Genomic DNA, 25,681 nt, shown 5'->3' on the forward strand with positions numbered 1-25,681 from the left:
GGGATTGGGGATGATCAGTCATTCTGCTGCTGACAGGCCGGGGATTCGCGGAGCCAGCACTGCGCGCCTTGATGGTGCTCGCGCCGACCAGGGAGGCTTTCCGGCAGGCTAAGCGTCGCCGGCGCGGGTGCGGCCAGCGTCGCGCAGACGCATCGAAGCGTGTCGCAGAGCGCGCGGCATGTGGGAGACGCATCCTGGGCCTGCGCTGTCGCGACGCGAGCGTCTGCCGCGTGCGCGTTGCCACCCCTGCCACGCCGCCAGAGGCAGGCACGCATCCGGCTGTCGGCGGGCTGAGCGGAGGGCGGGCGATGCCCTGTCGGCGGTATCGGCAGCGACTATGCTGGCGCTCCCTTTCGACCGAGGTAATGCCCCATGTCCGAGTCGCTGACCGCCATCCCGCTGACCCGCATCGACGGCCAGCCGGCCACCCTCGCCGAGTTCGCCGGCAAGGTGTTGCTGATCGTCAACGTTGCCTCCAAGTGCGGCCTCACCGCGCAGTACGCCGGCCTGGAAGCGCTGTACCGCGAGAAGCAGGCCGCGGGACTGGAAGTGCTCGGTTTCCCCGCCAACGATTTCAAGGGCCAGGAGCCGGGCAGCGAGGCGGAGATCCAGCAGTTCTGCCAGCTCACCTACGATGTCACCTTCCCGATGTTCGCCAAGATCGCCGTCACCGGCGAGGACACGCATCCGCTGTACCGCGCGCTGATCGCCGCGCAGCCGCAGACCGAGGGCGAGGGCCCGATGCGCGAGAAGCTGGCCGGCTACGGTATCGAGCCGAATCCGGCGCCGGGCGTTTTGTGGAACTTCGAGAAATTCCTGGTCGGCCGCGATGGCCAGGTGCTGGGCCGCTTCGCCCCGGACGTCACCGCCGAGGATCCGCGCCTGCGCGCGGCGATCGACGCGGCGCTGGGGTAATGGCGCGCTGCGTTCGACACCGAGAGGCGCCTCCTGTGAGCTGGACGCGTCGTTCGGGCTTGCAGATCGGTGTTGACCGAGCCGAGACGTTGTCGGTGCTCTTGTGATTTTCGGCGTCGTCTATCGCGGCTGAAGCTGAGGGCTTCGCTCCGCACCCTCACCCCAACCCCTCTCCCGAGGGGAGAGGGGCTAGCATTCCATGCGAGGCTTGCAGTTCCATGCTTGCCGCTGCCGCTGCCGCTGCCGCTGCCGCTGCCGCTGCCGCTGCTGTTGCTGTTGCTGTTGCTTTGGCCTTGGCTGTTGCTTTTGACTTGCCGGGTTCCCTTCCGTAGCGGCGGCCATCGCGGGGAAAAACCCGAAGGGCGGCGTACATGGATGTACGCCGTCCGCGGCAGGGGCAGGATGCCCCTTCCGCGGATCCCCGTGATGGACGCGGACCCGGAGCGCGCAGCGCGGAGGGCGCGAAGGCAGGGCGCGCTTTCTTTTGGTTACTTTTCTTTGCGCGAGCAAAGAAAAGTAACTCGCCCGCAAGGGCGAAAGCTTTGCTTCTGCTGTTGTCGTTGATGTGGTTGCTGCGTTTGGAAGCTTGAAAGCAACAACAAAGGCTTTCGCCTGGCGGCGAGTCACTTTTCTTTGCTTGTGCAAAGAAAAGTAACCAAAAGAAGCGCTTCACCACAGCCGAAGGCTGGTCAAGCACACCCCGCAGCGCGCCCTCCGCGCTACGCGCTCCGGGTTCGCAGCCACGACGGGCATTTTTCGACGGCACATCCATGTGCCGGCGAAAAACGACGCGCATCCTGCGCGTCGCCCTTCGGGTATTCGCCCGCCGCGGCTGCCGCGCCGAGGGGACCCCGATAAATCAACAGCAACAGCAGGAGCAACAGCAAAGCCGGCTGCACCTGTAGTTCGCCGCGACACTGGATCACCTACTGCAAACCGAGCACTCATTCCCTCACATCGCGTTGCGCCCAAGGACGATGCCAGCAAAAGCTGCAGACACAAAAAACCCGGCCGAGGCCGGGCTTTTCGTAGGTGCGTGGTCCGCCAGACTCAGCGGCCGCCGCGCCACTCCGGGACCGGCATCGCATCCACCGGCACCGTCGGGTTGGTCTCTTCCTCGCGCAAGTAGGCCGGCAGATCGTCGTCCTGACGCTTGTGCCCGCGCATGTCGCTCTCGATCTGATAGTTGCGGCGCTGCAGCCAGGCATCGCGGGTCAGCTGGTACTCGTCCGGTGCCTGGTCGCGCAGGCTGTCCAGCGACAGCAACTGCGCGCGCGTGTCGACCAACTGCAGGCCCTGCAGGCCAACACGTACCCGGTCTTCCTCGATCTGCTGCAGCGGCGACAGCGGCGCGTCGCCGACCAGACCGAAGGTATCGCGCACCGTGCGCGGACCGAACAGCGGCAGTTCCAGGTAGCGCGAGCGGCGCCAGCCCCACACGCCCAGGGTCTGGCCGAAGTCCTCGCTGCGTCGCGGCAGGTTGGCGTCGGTGGCCGGGTCGAAGATGCCGCCGATGCCCAGCGTGCTGTTGATCAGGAACCGGCTCAGGGTCTGCCCCGCCTGCAGCGGACGGCCCTGCAGCAGCTGGTTGACCATGGTCAGCGGCGAGCTGAGGTTGTCGAAGAAGTTGGTCACGCCCAGCCGTACCGGCCGTGGCACCACGTTGACGTAGGCGCGCGCCAGCGGCCGCGCCACGGCGCGGTCGACCACGTTGTTGAAGGCATGCACCTTGCGGTTGTACTTCTCCCACGGGTCGTAGCTCGGCGGTGCCTGCACGCCCGCCGGCAAGGTCGGATCGGCCACCGGGTTGTACGGATCGCTGCCGTACAGCGCGGCGTAGTCGTCCTCGGCCGAGGTCGGCGCGCCGTTGGCGCCCGCCGTGCCGGTGGCGTTCGCCGGAGGCATGGCCGCCGCCGCGCTGGACGGCGCCGGCGTGGCGCTGGCGTCCATGCCGGTCGTGCTGTCGGTGGACGCCGCCATGGGGTTCGCGTCGGCGGTGGGGGCGCTGTCGCTGGCGGCGGGCGCGGTCTGCGCCGTCGGCGGCGGAGGCGGGGTGCGCTTGGGCGCACCGGCGCAGGCGCCAAGCGCGGCGGCCAGGGTCAGGGAGGTGAGGATACGCAGCACGTTCATGTGTCAGCTCGCCGCAGGGGGAGAGTGGAAGTCCAGGGTCGAGGCCAGCCGGTAGGCGGCGCTCAGGTCGGTCAGGCCGGCCGGGGCGCCATGGATGGCGACCTCGGCCTGGCCCTGGGTGCGCAGGCGCGCGGCGAGTTCGGCGAGCAGTGCCAGGCCGGCACTGTCCACCCGCGACACCGCCTGCAGGTCCAGCGCGCGCGCGCCCGGCAGCGCGCGCAGCGCCGCCGGCCACAACGCGGTGGCCGCGGCGCGGTCGAGCACGCCGCTCAGCGCGAGCGTGTCGCCGTCGCGGCGCACCTGCGGCGCATCACTTGCCACTGTTGCTCGCCGGTGCCGCCTGCAGCGTGCCGTTGCGCAGCTCGGCCGCGACCTCGGCGATCGACTTGTTGCGCAGCGGGGTGTCGAACTGGTTGCGGAAGGTCTGCACGTAGGACACGCCCTCGACCATCACGTCGAAGATCTTCCAGCCCGCGCCGGTGTTGCGCAGCAGGTAGTCCACCGGCACCGGGTCGCCGCCGCTGCGCAGCAGCTCGGTGGAGACCTTGACGCCGCGGCCGCCCGGCAGCGGGGTTTCCGACTTCACCCGCACCTGCGGCTTGCCTTCGAAGGTCAGCAGCGAGGTGCCGTAGCGCTGCATCAGGTTGTCGGCCATCGCGTCGCCGAACAGCTTGACGTCGCCGTCGGAGGCGCCGCGGCCGTGCACGCCCAGCACCAGGCGGGCGGCGTAGTCGCGGTCGAAGGACTTGTTCATCTCGCTGTCGATGAACTGGCGCAGCGCGGAAGGGTTGCTCTTGAACTCGCTGCGGCGCTGTTCCAGCGTGGTCAGGATGCGCGTGCTGTTCTCCAGCACCACCTTGCTGGCCGAACCGGCCTGGGCGGCGGCGGCGGCCGGCGCGGCCTGGGCCAGGGCGGCGGAGGGCGCGGCCACGGCCAGCGCGGCGGCGAGAGCGGCGGAAAGCAGTTTGATCGTCATGGCTTGGGTTCCGTTGCGGGCGTGGTGGGGTCGGCCGAGGGTGCGGCAGCGGGCGTTGCGTTCTTGTCGCCGCCGGCGCTGCCGCCGCCGAACATGTACTTGCCGACCAGCTGGATCAGGTCCACCGCCGGCTGGGTGAAGGCGATTTCCTGGCCGGGCTTGAGCGTGTCGGGGTCGCCGCCGGGCTGCAGGCCGACGTAGCTCTCGCCCAGCAGGCCGCTGGTCAGGATCGCCGCCGAGGTGTCGGCCGGCAGGTCCTTGTACTTGTCGTCGATGGACAGGGTGACCACCGAGTCGAACTTGGTCGGGTCCAGGTCGATCTTGGCGACCTGGCCGATGATGACGCCGCCGATCTTCACCGGCGCCTGCGCGCGCAGCTGGCCGATCTGCGAGAAGCGCGCGACCAGGTCGTAGCGGTGGCCGCCGAAGCCCCACTGGCGGTTGGTGGAAGCCAGCGCCAGCACCAGCAGCGAGGCCAGGCCCAGCAGCAGGAAGGCGCCGACGGCGAACTCGAGACGGGGACCACGGAGAGCCATAACGTGTCTACCTTGTTGATTCAGCGTGGCCGCGGCGCCAGTGCCGCGACCGGGATGTTGCCGCGGGGCCTGCCGTCGCCGGCCGGCTCCGCGTTGGCGCCGCTCAGCGGAACAGCAGCGCCGACATGACGAAGTTGAACATCAGCACCAGCAGCGAGGCGTTGACCACGGCGCGGGTGGTGGCCACCGAGGTGCCCTCGATGGTCGGCTCGGCATGGAAGCCGACATAGGCCGCCACCAGCGCCGCCGTGCCGCCGAACACCGCCGACTTCAGCATCGCCACGCCGAAGTCGTCCCAGAAATCCACGCTGCTCGACAGCGCCGACCAGAACGTGCCGCGGTCCAGGCCGAGCGCCGCCACCGCCTCGAAGTAGCTGGCGCTGATCGCCAGCGAGCAGAAGATGCCGGTCAGCAGCGGCACGGTCAGCACCGCCGCCCAGAAGCGCGGCGCCACCGCCTTGGCCACCGGGTCGATCGCCATCAGCTCCAGCGCCTTGATCTGGTCGGTGGCGCGCATCAGGCCCAGTTCGGCGGCAATGGAACTGCCGGCGCGGCCGATGAACAGCAGCGCGGTCAGCACCGGCGCCAGCTCGCGGTACAGCGACAGCCCAAGCAGGGTCGACAACGCATCGGAGGCGCCGTAGGTCTGCAGCGTGCGGTAGCCCTGCAGGGTGAGCACCAGCCCGACGAACGCACCGCCCACCGCGATGATCGGCAGCGAGCGCGCGCCGACCTTGTAGATCTCGCGGATCAGCTCGGCCAGCAGGTCGCGGGTCGGCAGCGAGCCGCGCAGCACGGTCAGGAAGAACAGCCCGGCGCGGCCCAGGGAACGGATCGGGGCAACGATGGCCATCAGGCGGCGCTCCGCGCGCGCTGCGGCGCATCGAACGGGATCGGGCCGTCGGGACGGCCGTGCAGGAACTGCTGCAGCAGCGGGTCGCTGCTGGCCTGCAGGTCCTGCGGGGTGCCGGCGAAGACCACGCCGCCGTTGGCGATGGCCACGGCCTGGTCGCAGATCGGCAGGGTCTCGTGGACGTGGTGGCTGACGATGATGCTGGTCAGGCCCAGCGTGTGGTTGAGGCGCTGGATCAGGCTCATGATCACGCCGGAGGCGATCGGGTCCAGGCCGGTCAGGGGTTCGTCGTAGATCATCAGCGGCGGATCCAGGGCCAGGGCCCGCGCCAGCGCCACGCGCCGCGCCATGCCGCCGGACAGCTCGCGCGGCCAGGCATCGGCGGCGGCCAGCAGGCCCACCGCATGCAGCTTTAGCGCCACCAGCCGCTGCAGCACCGGCTCGGGCAGGCGGGTGTGGGCGCGCAACGGCAGCGCCACGTTCTCGGCCACGCTGAGGTCGGTGAGCAGGCCATTGCCCTGCAGCAGCACGCCGATGCTCTTGCGCGTCTCGCGCAGCGCGCGGCTGCCGCGCGGCAACGGCTTGCCGAACACCTCCAGCGTGCCCGCCGCTGGCACCAGCTCGCCGGTCAACGCCGCCAGCAGCGTGGACTTGCCGCTGCCGGAGGGACCCAGCACGGCGGTGATGCTGCCGCGCGGCACGCTCAGCGAGACGTCGCGCAGGATCGCGCGACCGCCGCGGTCGATGCGCACACCCGACAACTGCACCAGATTGGATTCGGAAGACGCCATTGCGGCCTTTAACGAAAATACAACATAGGATCGATCCGTTCGGCTGAACTTAACCGAACTGGCCCGTCCAGTATTGTGGCACTGCTCACGCCCCTGTGCGCGCCCGGCGCATATGCCCGTCTACGCAACAGCGTGTCGCGTTTGGGCGGCCTGTCCGTCACGCCATGCGAGGCGGGCCGGCGCGGGTGGGACGCATCCGGCACAATGCCCGGCACATGCCTGCCCCGTCCGCGCCCGATTTCCGGCTGTATCCGTCCAACGCGCTGGATACCCTGGCCGCCCTGCTCGCCGAAGAACTGCGCCGGCCGCCGCCGGAGCAGCCCTTGCTGGCGCCGGAGGTGGTGCTGATCCCGCAGGTGGCGATGCGGCGCTGGCTGCAGTCGACCCTGGCCGCGGTGCACGGGGTGGCGGCGAACCTGGAATTCCTCACCCCCGGCGAATTCGTCGCGCGCGCGCTGGAGCGCAATCTCGGCGCGGCGGCCGATGATCTGGACATGGCGACCATGCACTGGCGCCTGTACGCCGCGCTGCAGGGCGACCTGGGCACCGATGCCGCGCTGGCGCCGCTGGCCGGCTATCTGGCCGATGGCGATGCGCTCAAGCCGTGGAGCCTGGCCGGCGAGCTGAGCAACGTGTTCGAGAAGTACCAGGCCTGGCGCCGCGACTGGCTGCTGCGCTGGGAAGGCGGCGCCGACCCGGACGATCCGCAGGCGCGGCTGTGGCGGCGCATCGCCAGTGGTCGCGCCTACCGCGCGCGGCGCATCGGCCAGTACCTGGACCGCTACGCGCGGCCGGACGGGCCGTTGCCGCAGGGCCTGCCGCGGCGCCTGTTCGCCTTCGCCGTGCTCAATATCTCCCCGGACGTGCTGCGCGTGCTGGCCACGCAGGCGCGCGCCGGCACGCTGCACTTCTACCTGCCGACGCCGGCCCAGGGCTACTGGGGCGACCTGCAGACGCTGTGGCAGCGCCGCCGCGAGGGCGGAGCGGTGGACCTGTTCGCCGACCAAGTGCAGGAGAATCCGCTGCTGCAGGCCTGGGGCGCGGCCGGGCGCGACTTCATGGCGCTGATCGGCGACTACGAGGTGGTGCATCCGCTGGCCGAGATCGCGGTCTATGCCGATCCGCTGGAATCGGGCCGGCGCGCGCTGGCCGACGGTGGCCTCGGCGACAGCCTGCTGCGGCGCATGCAGAGCGACCTGTTCCATCGCCGCGCGCCGGCCCGGCCGGCGCCGCTGGCCGCGGTGGATCCGCACGATCCCAGCCTGCAGGTGCACGCCTGCCACACCCGCCTGCGCGAACTGCAGGTGCTGCACGACCAGCTGCGCGCGCTGCTGGACGACCCGCGTTTCGAGCCGCCGCTGCAGCCGCGCGAGATCGCGGTGCTGTCGCCGGACATCGACCCTTACGTGCCGTATCTGGATGCGGTGTTCGGCAGCCATGGCGGCGACGACCCCTTGCCCTACGCGCTGGCCGACGCCAGCCCGCTGGCCAGCGAGCCGCTGGCCGAGGTGTTCCTGGCGCTGCTCGGCCTGCCGATCGCGCGGTTCGGCCTGCACGAGATCCTGGACCTGATCGCCAGCGCGCCGATCGCCGAGGCCGCCGGCCTGGACGAGGCCGGGCTGGAACGCCTGCGCGGCTGGCTGCACGCCGCCGGCGCGCGCTGGGGCCTGGATGCGGCGCACCGGCAGCGCCACCAGGCGCCGGCCGACGACGCCTACACCTGGCGCTTCGCCCTGGACCGGCTGCTGCTCGGCCATGCCAGCGGTGCCGAGGACGACATCGACGGCGTCGCGCCGTGGCCGCAACTGGAAGGCAGCGCGTTGGCCGCGCTGGACACGCTGCTGCGCCTGCTGCGCGTGCTCGACCGCCACCAGGCCGCCCTGGCCGAGCCGATGCCGCCGGCGCAGTGGCGCGAAGTGCTGCTGGGCCTGCTCGAGGCGCTGCTGCCGCAGAGTCCGTCGGCGCCGCGGCAGCAGCGCGCGCTGGAGCGGCTGCGCGCGCTGATCGACCAGTTCGCGCGCGACGCCGCCCGCGCCGACTACGCCGAGGCGGTGCCGGCCGAGGTGGTGCGCGCGCACTTCGCCGCGGTGCTGGGCGAATCGGACACACGCGCGCCGCTGCTCACCGGCGGCATCAGCTTCGGCCGCATGGTGCCGATGCGGCTGCTGCCGTTCCGGGTCATCTGCCTGCTGGGCATGAACGACGGCGATTTCCCGCGCCGCGATCCGGCCGCCGGGCTCAACCGCCTTACCGCCGAACTGGGCACCACGCGCCGCCGCCATGGCGACCGTTCCACCCGCGAGGACGACCGCTTCCTGTTCCTGCAGCTGTTCGCCTCGGCGCAGGAGGTGTTTTACCTGAGCTACCTGGGCGCCGACGCGCGCGACGGCAGCGTGCGCGAACCCTCGCCGCTGGTCGGCGAACTGCTGGCCTGCGCCGCCCAGTACCACGCCGACCCGGCCGCGGCCGCGGCGCTGGTGGTGCGGCATCCGCTGCAGCCGTTCGCCGCCGCCGCGTTCGGCGCCACCGGTGCCGAGGATGCCGACCCGCGCCGTTTCAGCTACCGCCGGCAGTGGCGGCCGGCGGTGGACAGCCTGGTCGGCCAGCGCCAGCCGCTGGCGCCGTGGATCGACGCCTTGCCGGCCGTGGCCGACGACGCGCTGCCGGCGCAGCTGTCCATCGACGACCTGCGCCGACTGCTGGTCGATCCGGCCGGGCAGTTCCTGCGCCAGCGCCTGGGCCTGCGCCTGCCCAATCCGGCGCAGGCCGACAGCGACCTGGAACCGCTGCTGGCGCCCAGCCGCGGGCTCGACCAGTACGGCCTGCAGCAGCAGGTGTTCGAAGCGGTGCTGCGCGAGGACACCGATGCCCTGTACGAACGCCTGCGCGCCCGCGCGCTGCTGCCGTCCGGGCCGCTTGGCCGGCGCCAACTCGACGAGCGTGTGCGCCAGTTGCGCCCGTACGCCGAGGCGTTCCGGCAGTGGCGTGGCGGCGACGACGCGCCGCGGGCGCCGCGCCTGCAGGTGGACCTCGAGGGCACAGCGCTGCACGGCCGCCTGCCGGGCTGGTACGCACCCGGCGTGGCGCGGGTGCAGGTGGGCGCGTTGAGCGGGCGCAGCGCGATCCGCCACGGCCTGGAATGGCTGCTGTTGCGCGCCGCCGGCGAACGCGCGCCCTACGTGCGCTTCTTCGACCATGACGACAGCCTCGGCCCGCATCCGATGGACGACAGCGCCCCGTTGTCCGCCGCCCAGGCTCGGCAGGCGCTGGGCGAGTTGCTGCAGCTGTATCGGCATGGCCGCCAGGCACCGCTGGCGTTCGCGCCGTACAGCAGCTGGAAGTACTACCAGGCCGCGCGCGCCGGCGATCTCGACAAGGCGATCAAGGACGCCGCCGCGCAGTGGCAGGCCAGCTTCGGCTGGAGCGAGGCGGACAGCCCGGAGCTGCGCCTGGTCGGTCGCGGCCGCGACCCGTTCGCCGATGCGCAGCGTTTCGCCGACTTCGCCGCCACCAGCCAGCGCGTGTTCGGGCTGCTCGAACAGGGCGACGCCGGCCCCGCGCTCGATCCCGAACGGCTCAGCGAAAGCTGGCAGCGCTGGCGCGGCACCCAGGAGGACGCCGAATGAGCGCCGCGCCCGACCGCGACCCCTACCTGCAGTTGCCGCTGCACGGCGTGCGCCTGATCGAGGCCAGCGCCGGCACCGGCAAGACCTTCACCCTGGCGACCCTGTTCACCCGCCTGGTGGTCGAACGCGGCCTGCGCCTGGGCCAGATCCTCGCCGTCACCTTCACCGAGGCCGCCACCCAGGAACTGCGCCGGCGCATCCGCGAACGCCTGGCGCTGGCGGCCAGCCTGGTGCTCGACACCGACCTGGGTCTTGTAGGAGCGGCTTTAGCCGCGACCGACCCATCGCATCCAACACCGCAACAAGACCCACCCGACGTCGCCCTCACCCGCGCCATCCTCGCCGCACATCTGGCCACCAACACCGAAACCCCGGCCGCCCTGCGCCGCCGCCTGCAGCAGGCCGCCGAGGACATCGACCTCGCCGCGATCTTCACCATCCACGGCTTCTGCGCGCGCGTGCTGCGCGAGCACGCGCTGGAAAGCGGCCAGGCCTTCGCCGCACCGCAACTGCTCACCGACGACCGCGAACTGCTGCGCGACGTCGCCGCCGACCTGTGGCGGCAACGCGCCGCCGATGCGGCGATGGCCGAGGACCTGGTGGCGCTGTGGCCGGGCGGGCCGGACGGCATGGCCATCGATCTGCGCGAACTGGTGCGGCATCCGACCCTGCTGCCGGCCGCGCCGGTCTTCGCCGCCGAAGACGGCGCCATGCTGCAGCAGGCCGTGCAGCGCGCCGGCGCGGCGCTGGCCGAAGCGTTTCGCGAACACGGCACCGCTTGTTTCGAGGCGATCGCCGCAGCGATCGAGGCCGGCGTGCTGAGCAAGGTCAGCTACAAGCCCGACTGGTTGACCGCGCTGTGGCACTGGCTTGACGCGTTCGCCGCGGCGCCGGCGCCGGACGCGCCGCCGCACCCGAAGCTGGTCAAGCTCACCGCCGCCGAGCTGGCCGCCGGCACCAACAAGAAGCACGCCGAGCGCACCCCGGCCTCGCCGCTGAGTCACGCCATCGACGGTTACCTGACCGCGTTGGCGCAGCTGGCGCAGTGGCGTACGCAACGTCGCATCTGTCTCTTGCACGCGCTGCGCGCCGACGCCGCGGAACGGCTGGCCTATCTCAAGCGCCAGCGCCGCGTGCAGACCTACGACGATCTGGTCGAGGGCGTGGCCCGCGCGCTGGAAGGCCCGCACGGCGATGCACTGGCGCAGCGGCTACGCGCGCAGTATGCGGTCGCCCTGGTCGACGAATTCCAGGACACCGACGACCGCCAGTGGACGATCTTCCGCAAGGTGTTCGCCCCGGAGACGGCCGGCCCCGCTGCAGCGCAGGGCGATGCGATCGCGCCATCGCTGCCCGCGCCCGACGACACGCCGCCGCTGCTCGCCCTGATCGGCGATCCCAAGCAGGCTATCTACGGCTTCCGCGGCGGCGACGTGCGCACCTACCTGGCCGCCGCCGCGGACGCCGAACGCGCGCCGCCGCTGGCCCACAACTTCCGTTCGCGCCCGGCGCTGCTGGCGGCGATCGACGCGCTGTACGCGCAGGCCGGCTACGCCGACGCCTTCCTCACCGACGGCATCGCCTTCCACCCGGTGCAGCCGGGCAGCAAGCGCGTCGATGCCGACCTGCAACGTGGCGGCGTGCCGGCCCCGGCGCTGACCGTGTGGCGCGCGCCGGAACCGCCGCCGCCGCCGGCCACCGCCAAGCCGGGCAAGCCCAAGCCATGGAGCGCCGGCCGCGCCCGCGAGCTGTGCACCGCCGCCTGCGTGGCGGCCATCCGCGGCTGGCTGGCCGAGGCCCGCGACGGCAGCGCCAGCTTGCTCGGCCGTCCGGTGCAGGCCGGCGACATCGCGGTGCTTGTGCGCAGCCACGGCGAGGCCACGCGCATCCAGCAGGCGCTGGCCGCCGCCGGCATTCCCGCCGTCGCCGCCGGGCGACGCAGCCTGTTCGCCACCGACGAGGCACTGGAACTGCTGGCGCTGCTGCAGGCGCTGCTCGACCCCGGCGACGACGGTCGCCTGCGCGCGGCACTGGCCACCGTGCTGATCGGCGAGGACGCCGCGGCCATCGCCGCGCTCGACCACGACGGCGAGCGTCACCGCCGCTGGCAACAACAGGCGCTGGACTGGCGCGAGCGCTGGCAGCGCGGCGGCCCGCTGGCGCTGATCGGCGACCTCGGCGCCGCGCACGGGCAGCGCCTGCTGGCGCTGGTCGACGGCGAGCGCCGCCTCACCAACTACCTGCAGCTGGCCGAACTGCTGCAGGAAGCCGACACCCGCGCGCTAGGCCCGCGTGGCCTGGTCGACTGGCTGGCGCGGCGCATCGCCAATGCCGACGACAGCGACGAAGCGCAGCAGCTGCGCCTGGAGTCGGACGCGCGCCGCGTGCAGATCGTCACCCTGCACAAGAGCAAGGGTCTGGAGTACCCGCTGGTGTTCCTGCCGTACGCCGGCATCGGCCGCAGCGAACGCAGCCCCGGACGCCATTGCGTGGTGCCGGCGCCGCAGGGCGGGCGCCAGTTGCAATGGAACACCGGCCGCAGCGGCGGCGAATCCGACCCGGCCTGGGACACCGCCGAAGCCGCGTGGAAACAGGAACAGCGCGCCGAGGACGCGCGCCTGCTCTACGTTGGCCTGACCCGCGCCGAGCACGCGCTGTGGATCGCCACCGGCGCCTTCCCGCAGCACGAACGCACCGCGCTGGCACCGATGCTGCGCGAACTCGACGCCTTGCAGGCCGCTGCCGGCCCAGGCGCCATCGCCCTCGACACCACGCCGCCGCCGGCACAACTGCCGCGGCTGCCGCCCGAGCCGGCGCCGCCGGTGCCGCTGGCGCGGGTGCCGCAGCGGCGCGTCGTGCCCGAATGGTGGGTGTACAGCTTCACCCAGTTGGCCAATGCCGACGCCGGCAGCGACCCGATGGCCAGCGCCACCGTGCCCAGCAGCGGCGGCAGCGACGAGCCCGCCGCCAGCGAGCCGGTCAGCGCCGCGGTGGAGGTGGACATGGTCGACCGCCGCTTCGTCGGCAACCGCTTCGGCGTGGCCATGCACGACGTGTTCGAGCGCTGCGACTTCGCCGCCTGGCGCGGCTGGCGGCCGGGCCAGCCGGCGCCGGCCGGGCAGGTCCCCGCCATCGTCGAAGCGCTGCAGCGCGGCGGCTATGCCGAGGACGAACTGGAAGACGGCACCGCCATGCTCACCGCCCTGGTCGGCAACACCCTCACCGTGGCGCTGCCCGAAGGCACCTGCCTGGCCGCGGTGCCGGAAGCGCAGCGACGCAACGAAATGGAATTCCACTTCGCCATGCGCCCGACCCGGGTCGATGCGCTGCTGGCGCTGTTGCACAGCTTCGGCGTGGCCGGCGAGCGCCAGGCGTTCGGCGCGCGGCAGCGCCTGGAGGGGCTGATGACCGGCCTGATCGACCTCACCTACCAGCACGACGGCCGCTGGTACGTACTCGACTACAAGTCCAACCGTCTGCCGGCCTACGACTCCGACGCGCTGGCGCGCGCGATGGCGCACAGCGAATACACCCTGCAGGCGCTGATCTACACCGTGGCCCTGCACCGCTGGCTGCGCTTCCGCCTGGGCGAGGGCTACGACTACGCCCGCGACTTCGGCGGCGTGCGCTACCTGTTCTGCCGCGGCCTCGATGCCGCACGCGACCCGTCGCCAGGCGTGCACGCCTGGCGCTTCGACCCGGATCTGATCGAAGGCGTCGACGCCCTGTTCGCCGGCGCCCCGCTCGAGCCCCTCTCCCCCCGGCGACCGCAGGAAGTCCCCGTGGGAGAGAGGGGTTGGGGTGAGGGTCCGTCCGCCCACGGAGCCCCCCCGTGAGCCAACCCACCCACCTACTGGCCGTCGTGTACCGCACCGGCACACTGCGCCCGCTCGAGCCCCTCTCCCCCCGGGAGAGGGGTTGGGGTGAGGGTCCGTCCGCCCACGGAGTCCACACCCCGTGAGTCAACCCAACCCTCTCCTCGCCGCCCTCTATCGCCACGGCACGCTGCGCACGCTGGACCACGCCTTCGCGCACAGCCTGGCCCGCCTCGACCCGGACACCCCCGACCTGGTCCTCGCCGGCGCCGCCCTGGCCTCGCTGGCAGTCGCCAGCGGCCACGCCGGCCTGGACCCGGCACGCGCCAGCCTCCTGCTCGACAGCCGCGACGGCGCCGCCCCCGCGCTGCCCACCACGGACGACTGGAGCCGCGCCCTGGCCGCCTCGCGCTGGGTCGCGCAACCCGCCGCCGAGGACGCCGCCAGCGCCGACTGCCCGCTGGTGCTGGAACACGGCCTGCTCTACCTGCGCCGCTACCGCGAGTACGAGCGGCGCCTGGCCCTGGGCCTGCGCCGCCTCGCCGCGCAGCCGCTGCCGCACAGCGACCTCGCCGCCCTCGCGCCCCTGTTCGCCCAGCTCTTCCCTCTCCCTCCGGGAAAGGGTGCCCGCAGGGCGGGTGAGGGTACGACCACTGGCGATCTCCAATCAGCGGGCGATCCCCACCCCGACCGCCAAGCCCAGGCCGCCGCGCTCGCGCTGCGCCGCGCCCTGCTGCTGGTCACCGGCGGCCCCGGCACCGGCAAGACCACCACCATCGCCCGCCTGCTGCTGCTGCGTCTCGCCCAGGCCCGTGCCACCGGCCTGCCGCCGCCGCGTATCGCGCTGGCCGCGCCCACCGGCCGCGCCGCCGAACGCATGGCCGAGAGCCTGCGCGCCGCGGTGGCGCGCGCACTCGCCGACGGCGTCGACCCGGCCCTGGCCGAAGCACTGCCGGCCGGCGCCAGCACCCTGCATCGCCTGCTCGGCGTCATTCCCGACCTGCCGCGCTTCCGCCACGACGCCGACAACCCGCTGCCGTTCGACCTGATCGTGATCGACGAAGCCTCCATGGTCGACCTGCCGCTGATGTGCAAGCTGGTCGAAGCCGTGGCCGACGGCGCGCAATTGATCCTGCTCGGCGATGCCGACCAGTTGCCGTCGGTGGAAGCCGGCGACGTGCTCGCCGCGATCCTGCAGGCGGCCGGCCCCGGCGACGCGCTGCAGGCCGACGACGCGCAGGCGCTGCAGCCGCTGCTCGGCGACAGCGCGGTCGCGCACGACCATGGCGGCCTGGCCGGGCACCGGGTGCACCTGCTGCGCGGCTACCGTCAGGCCCAGGACTTCGCCCTGGCGCCGCTGGCCGACGCGGTGCGCAGCGGCGATGCCGACGGCACCCTGCGCCTGCTGCGCGACGGCCAGCTCGCCGGCGTGCAGTTCCACGACGGCGTCGACGATCCGCTCGCCGCCGGCGGCGATGCCTTGCTCGCGCACTGGCGCGCCCTTGGCGATGCCGACGATCCGGCCCAGGCCCTGGGCGCCGCTGCGCGCCTGCGCCTGCTTACCGCCGTGCGCGCCGGCCCGCAGGGCGCGCGCGGGCTCAACGCCCGCATTGAGCAACTACTGGCCGAGACCGCCAGCGGCGCGCGCCGTCTCGGCGCTGCCGCGCCCTGGTTCCACGGCCGCCTGCTGCTGATCACCGAGAACAGCTACCGCCACGGCCTGTTCAACGGCGACGTCGGCATCTGCCTGCGCGACGCGCAGGGCACCCTGGTCGCCTGGTTCGACGGTGCCGGCGACGGCCAGGTCCGCGGCTTCCACCCGGCCGCGCTGCCCGCGCACGAGAGCGCCTTCGCCATGACCGTACACAAGGCCCAGGGCAGCGAATTCGACGAAGTCTGGCTGCAGCTGCCGACCCGAGACGCCCGCGTGCTCAGCCGCGAACTGGTCTACACCGGCATCACCCGCGCCCGCCGCGCGCTGCACATCGCCGCCAGCGAACCGGTGCTGCGCGCCGCGCTGGCGCGGCATGCGGCGCGGATCTCGGGGTTGGCGTGGCGGTTGGGAGGGGTGGAGCGGCCGAGCATTGTCGATGCGGCCGCGGTGCCGCCGCCTGCCCCGATCTCGACGCCCCCCACGCAGGGCACGTTGTTCTGATGTCCGCGATGCACTATCGGCGTTGGCTGCCCGAGGATGCGTCGGGCAGCGGCGCCGGCAGCGATCCGTGCGTGTCGCATGCGCCGGCTGGCGGCATCACCGTATAGCCCTGATGCTCGAGAACGCGTCGGCACAACGCCACGAAATCCGACACCGACAAGTCGTGCTTCGCGTCGTTGGTGCGCCAGGTGCAGATCTTGAAGGTGGCCTGCGTTGCAGAGGCAGAGACATGGTCGATGGTCGGCAGCAGCGCGAAGCCGAGTTTGTAGGCGTGCCGACCGTTCTGTGATTCGGCATTCGTGTAGGTGCTGATCAGCGACCAGTCCAACGCTTCGCCGGTGTAGTGGTCCTTGCCCTCGCTCGCCAGGACCGCGAGGTGGATGGCCTGCTTGTAAGTGGCGCGCGTACAGGTGTGGCCACGCAAGCGGTCGCGCCGCATGTGTGCGATCGCCTTGCGGTCCAGCCAGCGCTCGTAGGCCGCCTCGGTGACGCAGCCGACGAGAAAAGGCGGCAGCAAGTGCTTGCGTGGCATCTCAGCGCTCCGGATCGATGACGGCGCCCATCGCGGCGATTTCGGCATTGCGCACGCCGCAGCGGCGGGCTTCCGACGGCCAGCCGCGCACGGCGGTTCGCACCTGTTCGATGATCTCGCCGGCCTGCGCTTTGCTCAGGCGGTAGTACGCGCACGTATCGAGCAGCAGCCGCGTATCCGGCGTGGGATCGTCCAGGCCGATGCCCAGCACGTGCGCATCCTTGTCCGGATTGGGGTTCACGTCGAAGGCGGGGGAGAGCCGCCAACCGTCGGCGGCGCGCAGGACCCCATGATTGCGCAGATGGTCGTCGCGATTGCCGATCAGCACGTTGAACACGACACGGCGGAACAACTGGCGCAGATCGTCGGCGATCGCCGCCACCGCCCCGTGATTCTCGATGGCGTGCGCGATCTCCGCATAGCTGCTGTGCTCGCTGTCGTCCACGTCCAGCAGCGTGAAGGCCGAGGCGTAGGCGCGGCGGTGCGCGCCGTTCCTGTCGAAACGTTGCACCGCAAAGGTGGTGCCCAGCTCCGACAGCGGTAGCGCACGCGCTGCGGGCATGACGATGCCCGCCGCCAGCGACAGCCGATAGGTCACGTATTCCCAGAGGCCCACGTCGTGGCGATCGTCGCTGGAGGGAAACTTGGCCAGCCACAGCGTCCCGTCGGTATCGCGCACGCTGGCCTTGGGCCTGGCGCCGCCCAGCGACGCACCTGGCGCGACCAGTTGCCTGATCCAGGTGACGTCATGGCCGCTGTCGTCGGCGTCGCCGCGCTCCACGCGCACTGCGATGGCCTCTAGCGTCCGCAGTTCGGTCATGGGCGGCGCACTCAAGATATGGTCGTCCAGATAGCGGCCCCCGCGAGCGCGCAGACGCAATGCGCCCATGCGGGACGCGTCGTTGACCCCAAGAAGGTAGTCCCAGGGCCGCAGTGCACGCACCCTACGATGTTGCTCGCGGGCGTCGATGACCTCGCGCCGATCCATCAGACGCTTGCCCCAACGGTCGGGCGAGCAGTCGAGGAAGGCGCCGGTCAGCGCGCTGGCACCGGCGCGGGCGATCAGCGCGCCGCGATGCAGCAGTAGCTGCGGGTCCAGCGCAAAGGCGCGGTTCGGCGCGGCCCGGCTCAACCAACTGTCCGCGTACTGAAAATGCAGTGTGTCGCCGGTCCGGCTGGGCCGGCGGATGAGGTGGCCGACCAGCGCGGGATCGCCAAGGTCGGCGTCATCCAGCCAGACCTCGACCTGGGCGAGGTCCTGCACCGCGTCGTCGGCTCCGTTCACGGCGGACTCCCGCGTCGGGCGCCAGGGCGGCGCAACTGGCTGTCCTGCAGCTGACGACCCACGTCGTCGTCGCGGGCCAGCAACTCGATGTCCTTGTCCAGGCCCAATGCGGTCAGCACCCGTAGCACGGTCGAAAGACTGGTGGCCGGATCGCCACGCTCCAGCTTGCCGACGGTGGGCACGCTGACGCCGACACGCTCCGCCAACTCGGCCTGGGTCATCTGCCGGCGCATGCGCGCCGCGCGCAGGCGCTCGCCCAGGCCGCGGATCTGGCGCTGGGCACGCGGCATCGTCGGAGGAGTTCGCTTGGCCATGGCAAATTAAATTACATTTCCTGAGCTGAAATGCAAATTTAATTTCCATTTCGGGGGCTTGCTCAGGGAGTTGCGGTCGCATCGGGGCTGCAACGCCGCCGCGCGATCCTGAGTCGAGAGAGGTGTGCGCTCAGGCCAGAGCGCACACGCCCTGCACCGTTACTTGGCCGGAACGCGCTGGTACTCGTCGCTGCCGGTGTTGAGGTGCCCATCGGCCTCGTCGATGGCGAAGTTCACCGTCTCGCCGTCGTTGGTGACCTGCAGCACGCCGTCCTTGTAGATGGCCGGGTAGCTCTCGGTCTTGGGCTTGCGGCTGAAGAAGCGCGGGGTCGTGTTGCGCACCATGAACGACTCCCCGTTGCGCTCGATGTCCATCGTGTCGTCCTTCGACTCCACGTTGACCCAGTGGCCGACGAACTTCTCGCCCTCCACCCTGGCGCAGCCGCTCATCAGCATCGCCGCGGCCAGCGCCGCCCCCATCCACTTCGTCATGTCCCCGCCTCCGGTGTTGGAATCGTGGCGAGGATGCGGTGGGCTGGATGTATGGGAGGTCAAATTCCGGGGAAGGACGGAGCCGCAGAAATCCGGTCGGCGGGCTGGAGCGCCCGCAGCGCCCAAGAGGAGGATGCGGCTTGCGTTGTGCGGCCTTTACATCGCCACGCCACGCATTAGGCCTTGCCCGGACGAGCTTCGGTGTGCGCTGGCAGCAACACCATGCAGGTGATAGTCTGTACAGAATCCTGTAATCAATAGTGAAAGGAGCCGACCATGGGCTTTTCCGTCAACGACGTGGTGCCTTTCACCCTGGCGCGCGCCAATCTCTCCGAACTGGCCGACCAAGCGAAGGCCGGCGCCGAGAAGATCATCACCAAGAACGGCGAAAGCTACGTCGCACTGATCGATGCCGACCGGCTGGACTACTACCACCGGCTCGAGCGCGAGCGCATCCATCTGCTGTTGCTCGACGATGCGAAGCGCGGCTTGGCTGACATCGCTGCCGGCCGGACGGTCGATGCCGATGCCGCTATCGACCAACTGCAGCAGCGACGCGCGGCCGCCAAGGCGCCCAATCCCGCAGACCCCGGCAAGCGGGCGGCCAAGAAGCGGGGTTGACCGTTGCATCGCGTCGAACTGACGGAGAGCTTCCTCGCATGCCTCGACGCGATCGAAACGTTCCTGCTGGATGCCGATGCCGCTGCGGCCTTCGATGACCTGCTCGCCGAGTTGCGGGCGGTCGTGATCCCGAACCTGCGGCGTTTCCCGCGCATCGGCCGGCCCTACCTGGACACTCCGCCGCAATCGGCCGAGGCGCTGGCGCAACTGGCCGCATTGCCGGCGGGAGCACCGGATGCGTTGCGCATCTACCTGCACGGCGACTACTTGATGCTGTACACGGCGGTGGAGGCATCCGCCACCGTGTATCTGCTCTCGATTCGCCACCACCGACAGCTTTCGTTCGATTTCGCTGGGCTGTGGAACCGGGGGTGAGGATACAAATAGTGCCTCAGCTTCCTTTGTTTCGCTGGTCTGCAAAGATACACCTGCCCCAATTTTCGCTTGCGTGTGCGCCATCGACATACCGCCGCAGCGCATCAACGAAATCGTACTAGGCAAGCGCGGCATCACCGCTGACACCACCAAGCTTGACACCTATATTGCTATCCAATTAGAGGTGCCCAGGTTCGCATGCTTTTAGCTTTGTTACTGTTGAAGGTATGCGCTGCAAGCAGTTTGAATAGAACAACCCCAATCTCGTACTCAGAAACTCCACTCAGCTGCCTATGTAGGTTAATTATTATATCCTTACAAATGGATTTCGCCTTACTTCTTTGTTCTTGAGGAGTGCTATTAGCATCAAGTCGCGAAAAATCACCCCGCCTCATCACAATGCTAGATGTTCCAAAATGGGATCGAAGTTGATCTCGAACATCGATCCATTGTAGGTCTAAATATTGTAATAACCCCACCTCAGGAGTGTATGGTAGAAAGCTGATAATATTTTGATGTGTGTTATAAAGTTGGCGTAAATCTTCTGATTGAGCGTTCTCAAGCGAGTCTTGAGCATCCGCATCTAGAATGATAAATCCTTTAGTATTGCTGGACAATAACGGCTTTTGTCGATCAAAAAATCTGAGTACATTGGTGAAGCCGCCGACCGGAACGACAGCAACGGTTGGCCTAAGAGGCATAGGACCCCCATACTTTTGGTCAATTGTTAGATTGATGATCTCTTTTACAATAATAGACGCTATTTCATCTTCGACATAGATCATGCGATCAGCTAGCTTCTCTTCCTGGTAAGCAAGTGATCCCAAGACGTATGATGGAAAGCACCCTACCGTGCATGTGACCTCATCCCCCTGAATTTTCTGCAGAAAAATAATTCGCGCTTTCGCCGCGGACTTTATTAGAGTTGATGAATGAGTCGAGACTATAATGGTTAGGTTGCGAGAAATGGCTTCTTTTTCGAGATACTTCATTAGCTCGATTTGTGCAATTGGATGTAGTGCTAATTCAACTTCATCAACTAGGATTAGCGATTTTTTTGGGGCATCACTAATAGTTTTTGAAAGTCGCAGCATACATAGCTCGCCCAAGCTGAAACTTTTCTCAGAATAGTACTTTTTCTTTTTTCCGCTTGTTGTTGGCAATTCAATAAGGAACGCTTCGTTTCCGACGCCTCGCTTAGTGTTTATCACTTTTAGGTGATCAAATTTTCGTGTGCAGAATATCTGATTTAGTGCTGATATGACTTGTTCAGGTGCATTGCGAGCTCTTCGCACGCTAAAGTCGTCATTTGTTGGCTCAATCCGCCGGCTATCGGCCGCGACATACTTGACTGCTGGGTAGCCAAGCGAGCGTAAGAATTTCTGTCCATCTTTGGGGCTTGGTACCCATCTCTCAGTTCTATACGAGTAAGTAACTTTATCTGTACCTTTTGAGTAAGTAATTCTCGCCCCCGAGTATGAATCCAACTGATCTGATATAAGGGAGCTCTTGAAGTGAACGGGAAATGCCAAGTTATACCCAATTCGGCGTAATGCAGCTAGTAGTGATGTCTTGCCTGTGCCATTTTCGCCCGTGAGTATCCATAGACCAGGGCTTGGCATCTCAAAGTTAAGTTTCTTTATGTGGCGCAAGTTTTCTATATGTATTCTAGCCATTGATTTTCTTCAATAATTGCGAAGTTGGAAGTACTAGTAGATCGCCTGTGCCACCTATCCGCTCCCTCGGCAACGCGGGAAATGGCTGCAGCCAAGGAATGCGTCACCTGTACGTCTGTTGATTCGCCGCACAAGCGTGCTTCCGCATCGAGGGCATGCTGGCGATTGAAAAGTGACATTAATCTGCGAGACAAGCGCCGGTTCGATGCGGGGCTGGGTAGCCGCCTCAGCTATACCATCGGTCTGAGCCACCCGAATCATCTCCAGCAGGCGCTCGCCACAGACCAGCTCGATTGCCTTGCCCCGTGCAAACCGTTCCGCATCATTCGTATAAGTACCGACACAAACGATCTTCACCGCATCCGCTTGGTGATGCGCCAGCAATCCATACATCTCGCGCACGACGCTGACGCCGACCTGCTGTCGCTTCCATTGCTTGCATTGCACCAGCGTGCGGCGGCCGTCCTTGCGCAGGATCAGATCGATACCGCCGTCGGCGCCGCCGAGGCCGGTTTCTTCCACGGTGTAGCCCTGGCGGCGGAAGGCTTCGCCAACCAGGAGTTCGAATTGACGCCAGCCGCCGGCGGTAAGGCTTTCCAAGGTGGTGCGGGTGTCCAGCAGGCGGCGGCGGTGCCGCGCCTTGAGGAATGAGGCGAGCGCTGCCAGCCAGCAGAGCAGCAGCAGGATCCACGCCATCGGAGCGAATGCGCCTTCCGCTTGCTGGGCGATGGCCTGCGACAACGCACCGTCGTGGCGGGAGAACCACCAGGGGATGCCGTCGCGCACGGCGAGGAAGCCGGCGATGCCGGTCATGATCCCCACTGGCCACGGCAACGCCGCCAGCGCGTCGAATCCTGTCTTTCCCCGTCTGCGTCCCATGCGACCCCCGTCCCTGGGCCGACCATAGTCCTGAGCGCGGCAGATGTCTGTACTGTTAACCCTGTCGTCTACAAATCGAGACTCCGTTCGCACTAACGGTACGTGCGTTGGCTTCGCGGCCGGTAACCGGATCGCTCGCGCTGATGGACGGTGTTGCGTGTGCCGCAGCGCTCGCAGACATTCCCGTCTGCCGCCCGGCGCCGCCTTCCGTGACGCCGAGACTTCCATGCTAGCGTCGCGCTGCCGAGGGTCCGGCACAGCCTGGAGCAGGGAATGAACAGCGAGCTGACGCGCCGCCACATTGCGGCACCAAGCACCACGCCAATCGTGCGCCTGGCTTGGTGGCTGCTCTGGCTCGCCCTGGCCTTGTTGGCCGCGGAATTCGTGCACTCGGTGTATCTGAAGTACGCCTCGCTGCAGTCGCCGGCCTATGCGATGTTCATGACCCGCCGCGGGTGGCTGTGGTGCCATCTTGGTGGCGGGGCGGTCGGCCTTTTGCTGGGGGCGCTGCAGTTCGCGACGCAGCGGTGGCGGCGCTTGCCGCGGCTGCATCGTTGGGTGGGGCGGGTGTATTTCGTTGGGATGGTGGTGGCGATGATCGGAGTGGTGGGGCTGATCGCGACCTCGCCGGCGCCGCCTTCGATCCGGGTGGCGTTCGCGGCCACGGCGCTGGCGTGGCTGGTCACCGGGTCGGTCGGGTTGATGGCGATCTGGCGTGGGCAGGTGCTGCGGCACCAGCGCTGGATGGTGCGGGCCTATCTGGCGACGCTGGCGCCGGTGGTGTTCCGCTTGGCGTTGCCGTCGGCGATCGGCCTGGGCCTGACGCCGTCGCCGGGCTTGATCGCGCTGCTGCTGTGGGCCAGTTGGGTGGTGCCGTTGTCGGTGTATGGCGTGGGTCGCGCGGTTGCCGATGCGCGGGGTCGACGAACGCAGGTGTCGATCGTGCCGCGTGGAGCCGGTCTCGGCGCGGGATGATGCCCAGGTGCCCGGGGACGTGTGCCGGCCTGCGATGACCGCTGCCGGCAGCCACGCCGATCTGCCGTCATTCCTGACCTGAATCGGGTGCGCCAGCGCTCGCGCACGCGCTGTCGCGCAGCTCCGCACAACGCGCGGCCAACGCCGTCGTCAGCATCGGCATGAAGGTCGTGCCGCACTCGCACCGCACAAAAAACACTGCCACGCCTGCGCCCAGGCGTGGCAGCCAGCGGGACGGACGATCGCAGGCGCCGGGGGAGGGAGTGCGCCTGCGTTGTCGTCCGCCGCGACCTCAGCGAAGCTTGTCGAACAGTTGCTGGCGCACGGCCACGGCGCAGGCGTCTTCGGTCAGCAGGTGCTCCACCGCGCTGTTGTCGCTGGGCTTGCCGTTGCCCAGGTCGAGCACGGTCGCCTGGTTGCTGCCGCGCGCCTTGAACGCGGCGATGGCGGTGGTGGCGTTCTTCAGCGGCACGGTGGCGTCGTTGTCCGAACCGCACAGCAGGGTCGGGGTGCGCGGCGCCCAGTCGAGCAGGTCGTTGCGCTCCAGGTCGCGCAGGAACGGATCGTTGGCGTTGCTGGCGAAGTCCTTGTAGAAGCCGGGCTGGAAGTACTGGCGGATCTTGTCCACGCCGGGCAGGGTCTCGCCGAGCACCAGGTCGGTCAGGCTCTGGTTGCCGGGGAACAGCTTCTCCACCTGCTTGGCCCACGGATCCTGGAACACCTGCGACGGGTCGAGGTAGAGGTTCTTGTAGGTGTGCTGCATGCCGACGATGGCGTAACTGGCCAGGACGATGCCGAAGGTGTTCTCGCCCACGGCGTTGCGGCCGCTCCAGCTGTCGCGGAAGGTCTGGCTGAGCGCATACGGGCCGGAGATCGGCGCGCTGGCGACCAGGTCGAACTCGTTGGACAGGTGCGCTTCGATCTCGCGCTGGGTGGCCATGGCGGCATGCCCGCCCTGCGAGAAGCCGGTCAGCATGACCTTGCCCGACAGCGGGGTGTTGAGCCGCTGCAGCACCTGGCGCGCGGCACGCATCGCATCGATGGTGGCACTGGCCTCGGACGCGGCGTGGAGGTAGGGGTGGAACGCATAGGTGGACTGGCCGATGCCGAGGTAGTCGCTGCTCACCACCACGTAGCCCTGGGTGGCGAGGTGGGTGACCATGGTGTCGTCGCCCTTGTCGTCGCGGATTTCCTTGGCTTGTTCGGCGCGGCGCTGCGACTCGGTGCCCTGGCTGTAGCTCACCAGCGGGAACGGACCGGGGCACTGGCTGCCGCCCGGCACCAGCAGCGCCGCCGAGGCGGTGGTGGGTTCGCCATCGACGCCGATGGTGGCGTAGGTGAACTCGGCCACGCGCACGTCGCACTTGGCCTGGTCGCTGGACTGGGCGTTGGCCAGCAGCGTGCCGATCGCCTGGCGGGTGTAGCTGGTCAGGACGTTGCTCTTGAGCACGGTGCCGCGCGCTGGCGCCGCCGATGCGGCCAGGGGGAGCAATGCGCCCGCAATGCCGATGAGGGAAAGTGCGCGCAGCGCCAGCCGATTCCGCTGTGTGGCCATGGAAACATCCTCGTGTTGAATCCCGGTCGCCCGGGGGTGGGGGAGGGCGCAGACGCTACTATGTCGCCTGCATTATTTTCGCGACACGCGGAGATAATATTTATCTGCGGTATTGATTCGCATCGCACGCGGCGGCATTACGCGACACATCGCGCTGGAAAACCCAGCGATGCATCGATGCGGCGACGTGCGCTATGCCACAGTGGCGACGAGGAAAGGATGAAACATCCGCATGGTTTCGCAGGAATCCAGCCGAATTCGACTGTTTCGGCTGGCTGCACGCACGTTGCGATCATTTGTCTACGCTTCTGAAGCGGACTTTTCAGAAGTTAATAATCTTGATTTTAAGATTAATCGGGCCGCGACTCGAGATAATCGCCTGTGCTTTGTCGATCGCTGTCCGATGCTGGGGCGAAGTGGGTGGTGACAGGACATAAGCAGGACATGGTCGATGTCGTGCACGACACAGCGGGTCTTGTTCGTTGCCATTCGGCCGCGACGAGCAACATGTGGCGCAAAAAAGCCGGCGGACCCTGCGGGGTCGCGCCGGCTACGGTCGATGTTGCTGGCCCTGCACGGGGCCAGCGGAACAGGGTCAGCGCACCTGATACAGCACGGTGGCACCGGGCTTGGGTTCGAACGCGGGCACCGTTTGCTGCTTCAGCGGCGTGCCCTTGGCGTCCCATACCAGGGTTTCGGACGGGTATTCGTCCTTGCGGGTCATCGCATCGATCTGCTTGACGATCACGCTGGAGCCGGCGGCGACTTCGGGGTTCCAGGCGAATACGCCGAGCCTGCCGTAGAACACGGCGGGCGCGGCGGCGTCCAGGCGCCGGTCGGGGCACATCACCAGGCCGCGGTCGAGCATCACCCGCAGCGCGCCCACCGGCACGGCCTTCACCGTCGGTGAGGTGCGATCGGTGCTGTGGCCGGGGCAGACGTTGGCCGAGCGGGTCAGCATGTCCTCGGCCACCTGTCGGTCGGACTGGGCCAGCGCGGGTAGGGCGACGGCGGCGAGGGTGAGCGTTGCAAGAGGGAATTTCCAGGGCATGTCGAGACTCCTTCAATGGAGGAAAGACGCCGGGCCTGGCGGTCCCTGCAAGGCGGGGAACCGGCGGCCGCGGCGGCGCGGGCCGACTCTAGCAACGGTGCCGGCGGCGAATGCAAAGCGGGCGTGAGG

Annotated in this window: 21 protein-coding genes; 7 read left to right on the top strand and 14 right to left on the bottom strand. The window is 68.6% G+C overall.

The features are described from left to right. The first annotated feature begins 372 nt into the window (after window positions 1–372). Complete coding sequence (locus tag GGR64_RS15700; protein ID WP_184646988.1) at window positions 373–915, top strand: glutathione peroxidase; 543 nt, start codon at window positions 373–375, stop codon at window positions 913–915. Between the two features lie 1,050 nt (window positions 916–1,965). On the opposite strand, the gene GGR64_RS15705 is transcribed toward GGR64_RS15700, so the two are convergent. From GGR64_RS15705 to GGR64_RS15730, 6 genes are all read right to left on the bottom strand, one after another. Continuing rightward, window positions 1,966–3,045 (bottom strand): VacJ family lipoprotein, encoded by a 1,080-nt coding sequence (locus GGR64_RS15705; protein WP_184646990.1) that lies wholly within the window; start codon window positions 3,043–3,045, stop codon window positions 1,966–1,968. Between the two features lie 3 nt (window positions 3,046–3,048). Beyond that, window positions 3,049–3,366, bottom strand: coding sequence for an STAS domain-containing protein (locus GGR64_RS15710; RefSeq protein ID WP_160968543.1), 318 nt, complete (start codon window positions 3,364–3,366; stop codon window positions 3,049–3,051). After that, window positions 3,356–4,021, bottom strand: a complete 666-nt coding sequence (locus tag GGR64_RS15715) for an ABC transporter substrate-binding protein (protein WP_160968541.1) — start codon at window positions 4,019–4,021, stop codon at window positions 3,356–3,358. Before GGR64_RS15715 ends, GGR64_RS15710 begins: the two co-directional genes overlap by 11 nt. Continuing rightward, a complete protein-coding gene (gene mlaD / locus GGR64_RS15720) occupies window positions 4,018–4,557 on the bottom strand; it encodes an outer membrane lipid asymmetry maintenance protein MlaD (RefSeq protein WP_017909944.1) in 540 nt (179 codons plus the stop codon). Before mlaD ends, GGR64_RS15715 begins: the two co-directional genes overlap by 4 nt. Before the next feature lie 103 nt (window positions 4,558–4,660). Further along, a complete protein-coding gene (locus GGR64_RS15725) occupies window positions 4,661–5,410 on the bottom strand; it encodes an MlaE family lipid ABC transporter permease subunit (RefSeq protein WP_017909945.1) in 750 nt (249 codons plus the stop codon). Next, window positions 5,410–6,201, bottom strand: a complete 792-nt coding sequence (locus GGR64_RS15730) for an ATP-binding cassette domain-containing protein (protein WP_184450466.1) — start codon at window positions 6,199–6,201, stop codon at window positions 5,410–5,412. The genes GGR64_RS15725 and GGR64_RS15730 overlap by 1 nt, the downstream gene beginning before the upstream one ends. A gap of 215 nt (window positions 6,202–6,416) precedes the next feature. Between GGR64_RS15730 and recC the strand changes: the two genes are divergently transcribed. The 3 genes from recC to recD all read left to right on the top strand — a co-directional run bounded on the left by recC (window position 6,417) and on the right by recD (window position 15,797). Then, the gene (gene recC, locus GGR64_RS15735; protein ID WP_184646993.1) at window positions 6,417–9,827 is read left to right on the top strand and encodes an exodeoxyribonuclease V subunit gamma; all 3,411 of its coding nucleotides are present in this window, start codon (window positions 6,417–6,419) and stop codon (window positions 9,825–9,827) included. Next, window positions 9,824–13,663: an exodeoxyribonuclease V subunit beta gene (recB, locus tag GGR64_RS15740; RefSeq protein ID WP_184646995.1), complete on the top strand. Its 3,840-nt coding sequence runs from the start codon at window positions 9,824–9,826 to the stop codon at window positions 13,661–13,663. Before recC ends, recB begins: the two co-directional genes overlap by 4 nt. A 121-nt stretch (window positions 13,664–13,784) precedes the next feature. Continuing rightward, window positions 13,785–15,797 (top strand): exodeoxyribonuclease V subunit alpha, encoded by a 2,013-nt coding sequence (gene recD / locus GGR64_RS15745; protein ID WP_184646997.1) that lies wholly within the window; start codon window positions 13,785–13,787, stop codon window positions 15,795–15,797. Between the two features lie 13 nt (window positions 15,798–15,810). Here recD and GGR64_RS15750 read toward each other — a convergent pair whose 3' ends face one another. The 4 genes from GGR64_RS15750 to GGR64_RS15765 all read right to left on the bottom strand — a co-directional run bounded on the left by GGR64_RS15750 (window position 15,811) and on the right by GGR64_RS15765 (window position 18,420). Further along, a complete protein-coding gene (locus GGR64_RS15750) occupies window positions 15,811–16,329 on the bottom strand; it encodes a hypothetical protein (protein WP_221236240.1) in 519 nt (172 codons plus the stop codon). Between the two features lies 1 nt (window position 16,330). Further along, a complete protein-coding gene (locus GGR64_RS21035) occupies window positions 16,331–17,593 on the bottom strand; it encodes a HipA domain-containing protein (protein ID WP_221236241.1) in 1,263 nt (420 codons plus the stop codon). Window positions 17,594–17,610: 17 nt separating this feature from the next. Further along, window positions 17,611–17,904, bottom strand: a complete 294-nt coding sequence (locus tag GGR64_RS15760; protein ID WP_184450458.1) for a helix-turn-helix transcriptional regulator — start codon at window positions 17,902–17,904, stop codon at window positions 17,611–17,613. A 183-nt stretch (window positions 17,905–18,087) separates the two neighbouring features. After that, on the bottom strand, window positions 18,088–18,420 hold the full coding sequence (locus GGR64_RS15765) for a hypothetical protein (protein WP_184647001.1): 333 nt from the start codon (window positions 18,418–18,420) through the stop codon (window positions 18,088–18,090). 276 nt (window positions 18,421–18,696) lie between these two features. On the opposite strand from GGR64_RS15765, the gene GGR64_RS15770 reads away from it, so the two are divergent. Beyond that, the gene (locus GGR64_RS15770) at window positions 18,697–19,041 is read left to right on the top strand and encodes a type II toxin-antitoxin system Phd/YefM family antitoxin (RefSeq protein ID WP_184647003.1); all 345 of its coding nucleotides are present in this window, start codon (window positions 18,697–18,699) and stop codon (window positions 19,039–19,041) included. Between the two features lie 3 nt (window positions 19,042–19,044). After that, the gene (locus tag GGR64_RS15775; RefSeq protein WP_184647004.1) at window positions 19,045–19,416 is read left to right on the top strand and encodes a type II toxin-antitoxin system RelE/ParE family toxin; all 372 of its coding nucleotides are present in this window, start codon (window positions 19,045–19,047) and stop codon (window positions 19,414–19,416) included. Between the two features lie 170 nt (window positions 19,417–19,586). On the opposite strand, the gene GGR64_RS15780 is transcribed toward GGR64_RS15775, so the two are convergent. Next, a complete protein-coding gene (locus GGR64_RS15780; protein WP_184647005.1) occupies window positions 19,587–21,092 on the bottom strand; it encodes an AAA family ATPase in 1,506 nt (501 codons plus the stop codon). Between the two features lie 54 nt (window positions 21,093–21,146). Next, the gene (locus GGR64_RS15785; RefSeq protein WP_184647006.1) at window positions 21,147–21,971 is read right to left on the bottom strand and encodes a restriction endonuclease; all 825 of its coding nucleotides are present in this window, start codon (window positions 21,969–21,971) and stop codon (window positions 21,147–21,149) included. A 273-nt stretch (window positions 21,972–22,244) separates the two neighbouring features. Between GGR64_RS15785 and GGR64_RS15790 the strand changes: the two genes are divergently transcribed. Then, on the top strand, window positions 22,245–22,946 hold the full coding sequence (locus tag GGR64_RS15790) for a DUF2306 domain-containing protein (RefSeq protein ID WP_184647007.1): 702 nt from the start codon (window positions 22,245–22,247) through the stop codon (window positions 22,944–22,946). 292 nt (window positions 22,947–23,238) lie between these two features. On the opposite strand, the gene GGR64_RS15795 is transcribed toward GGR64_RS15790, so the two are convergent. Further along, window positions 23,239–24,501, bottom strand: coding sequence for a lipase family protein (locus GGR64_RS15795; protein WP_184647008.1), 1,263 nt, complete (start codon window positions 24,499–24,501; stop codon window positions 23,239–23,241). A 595-nt stretch (window positions 24,502–25,096) separates the two neighbouring features. Beyond that, window positions 25,097–25,552, bottom strand: a complete 456-nt coding sequence (locus tag GGR64_RS15800; protein ID WP_184647009.1) for a hypothetical protein — start codon at window positions 25,550–25,552, stop codon at window positions 25,097–25,099. Window positions 25,553–25,681 lie beyond the last annotated feature (129 nt).

It is taken from the genome of Xanthomonas sp. 3307 (genome assembly GCF_014199735.1).
GTDB lineage: Bacteria > Pseudomonadota > Gammaproteobacteria > Xanthomonadales > Xanthomonadaceae > Xanthomonas_A > Xanthomonas_A rydalmerensis.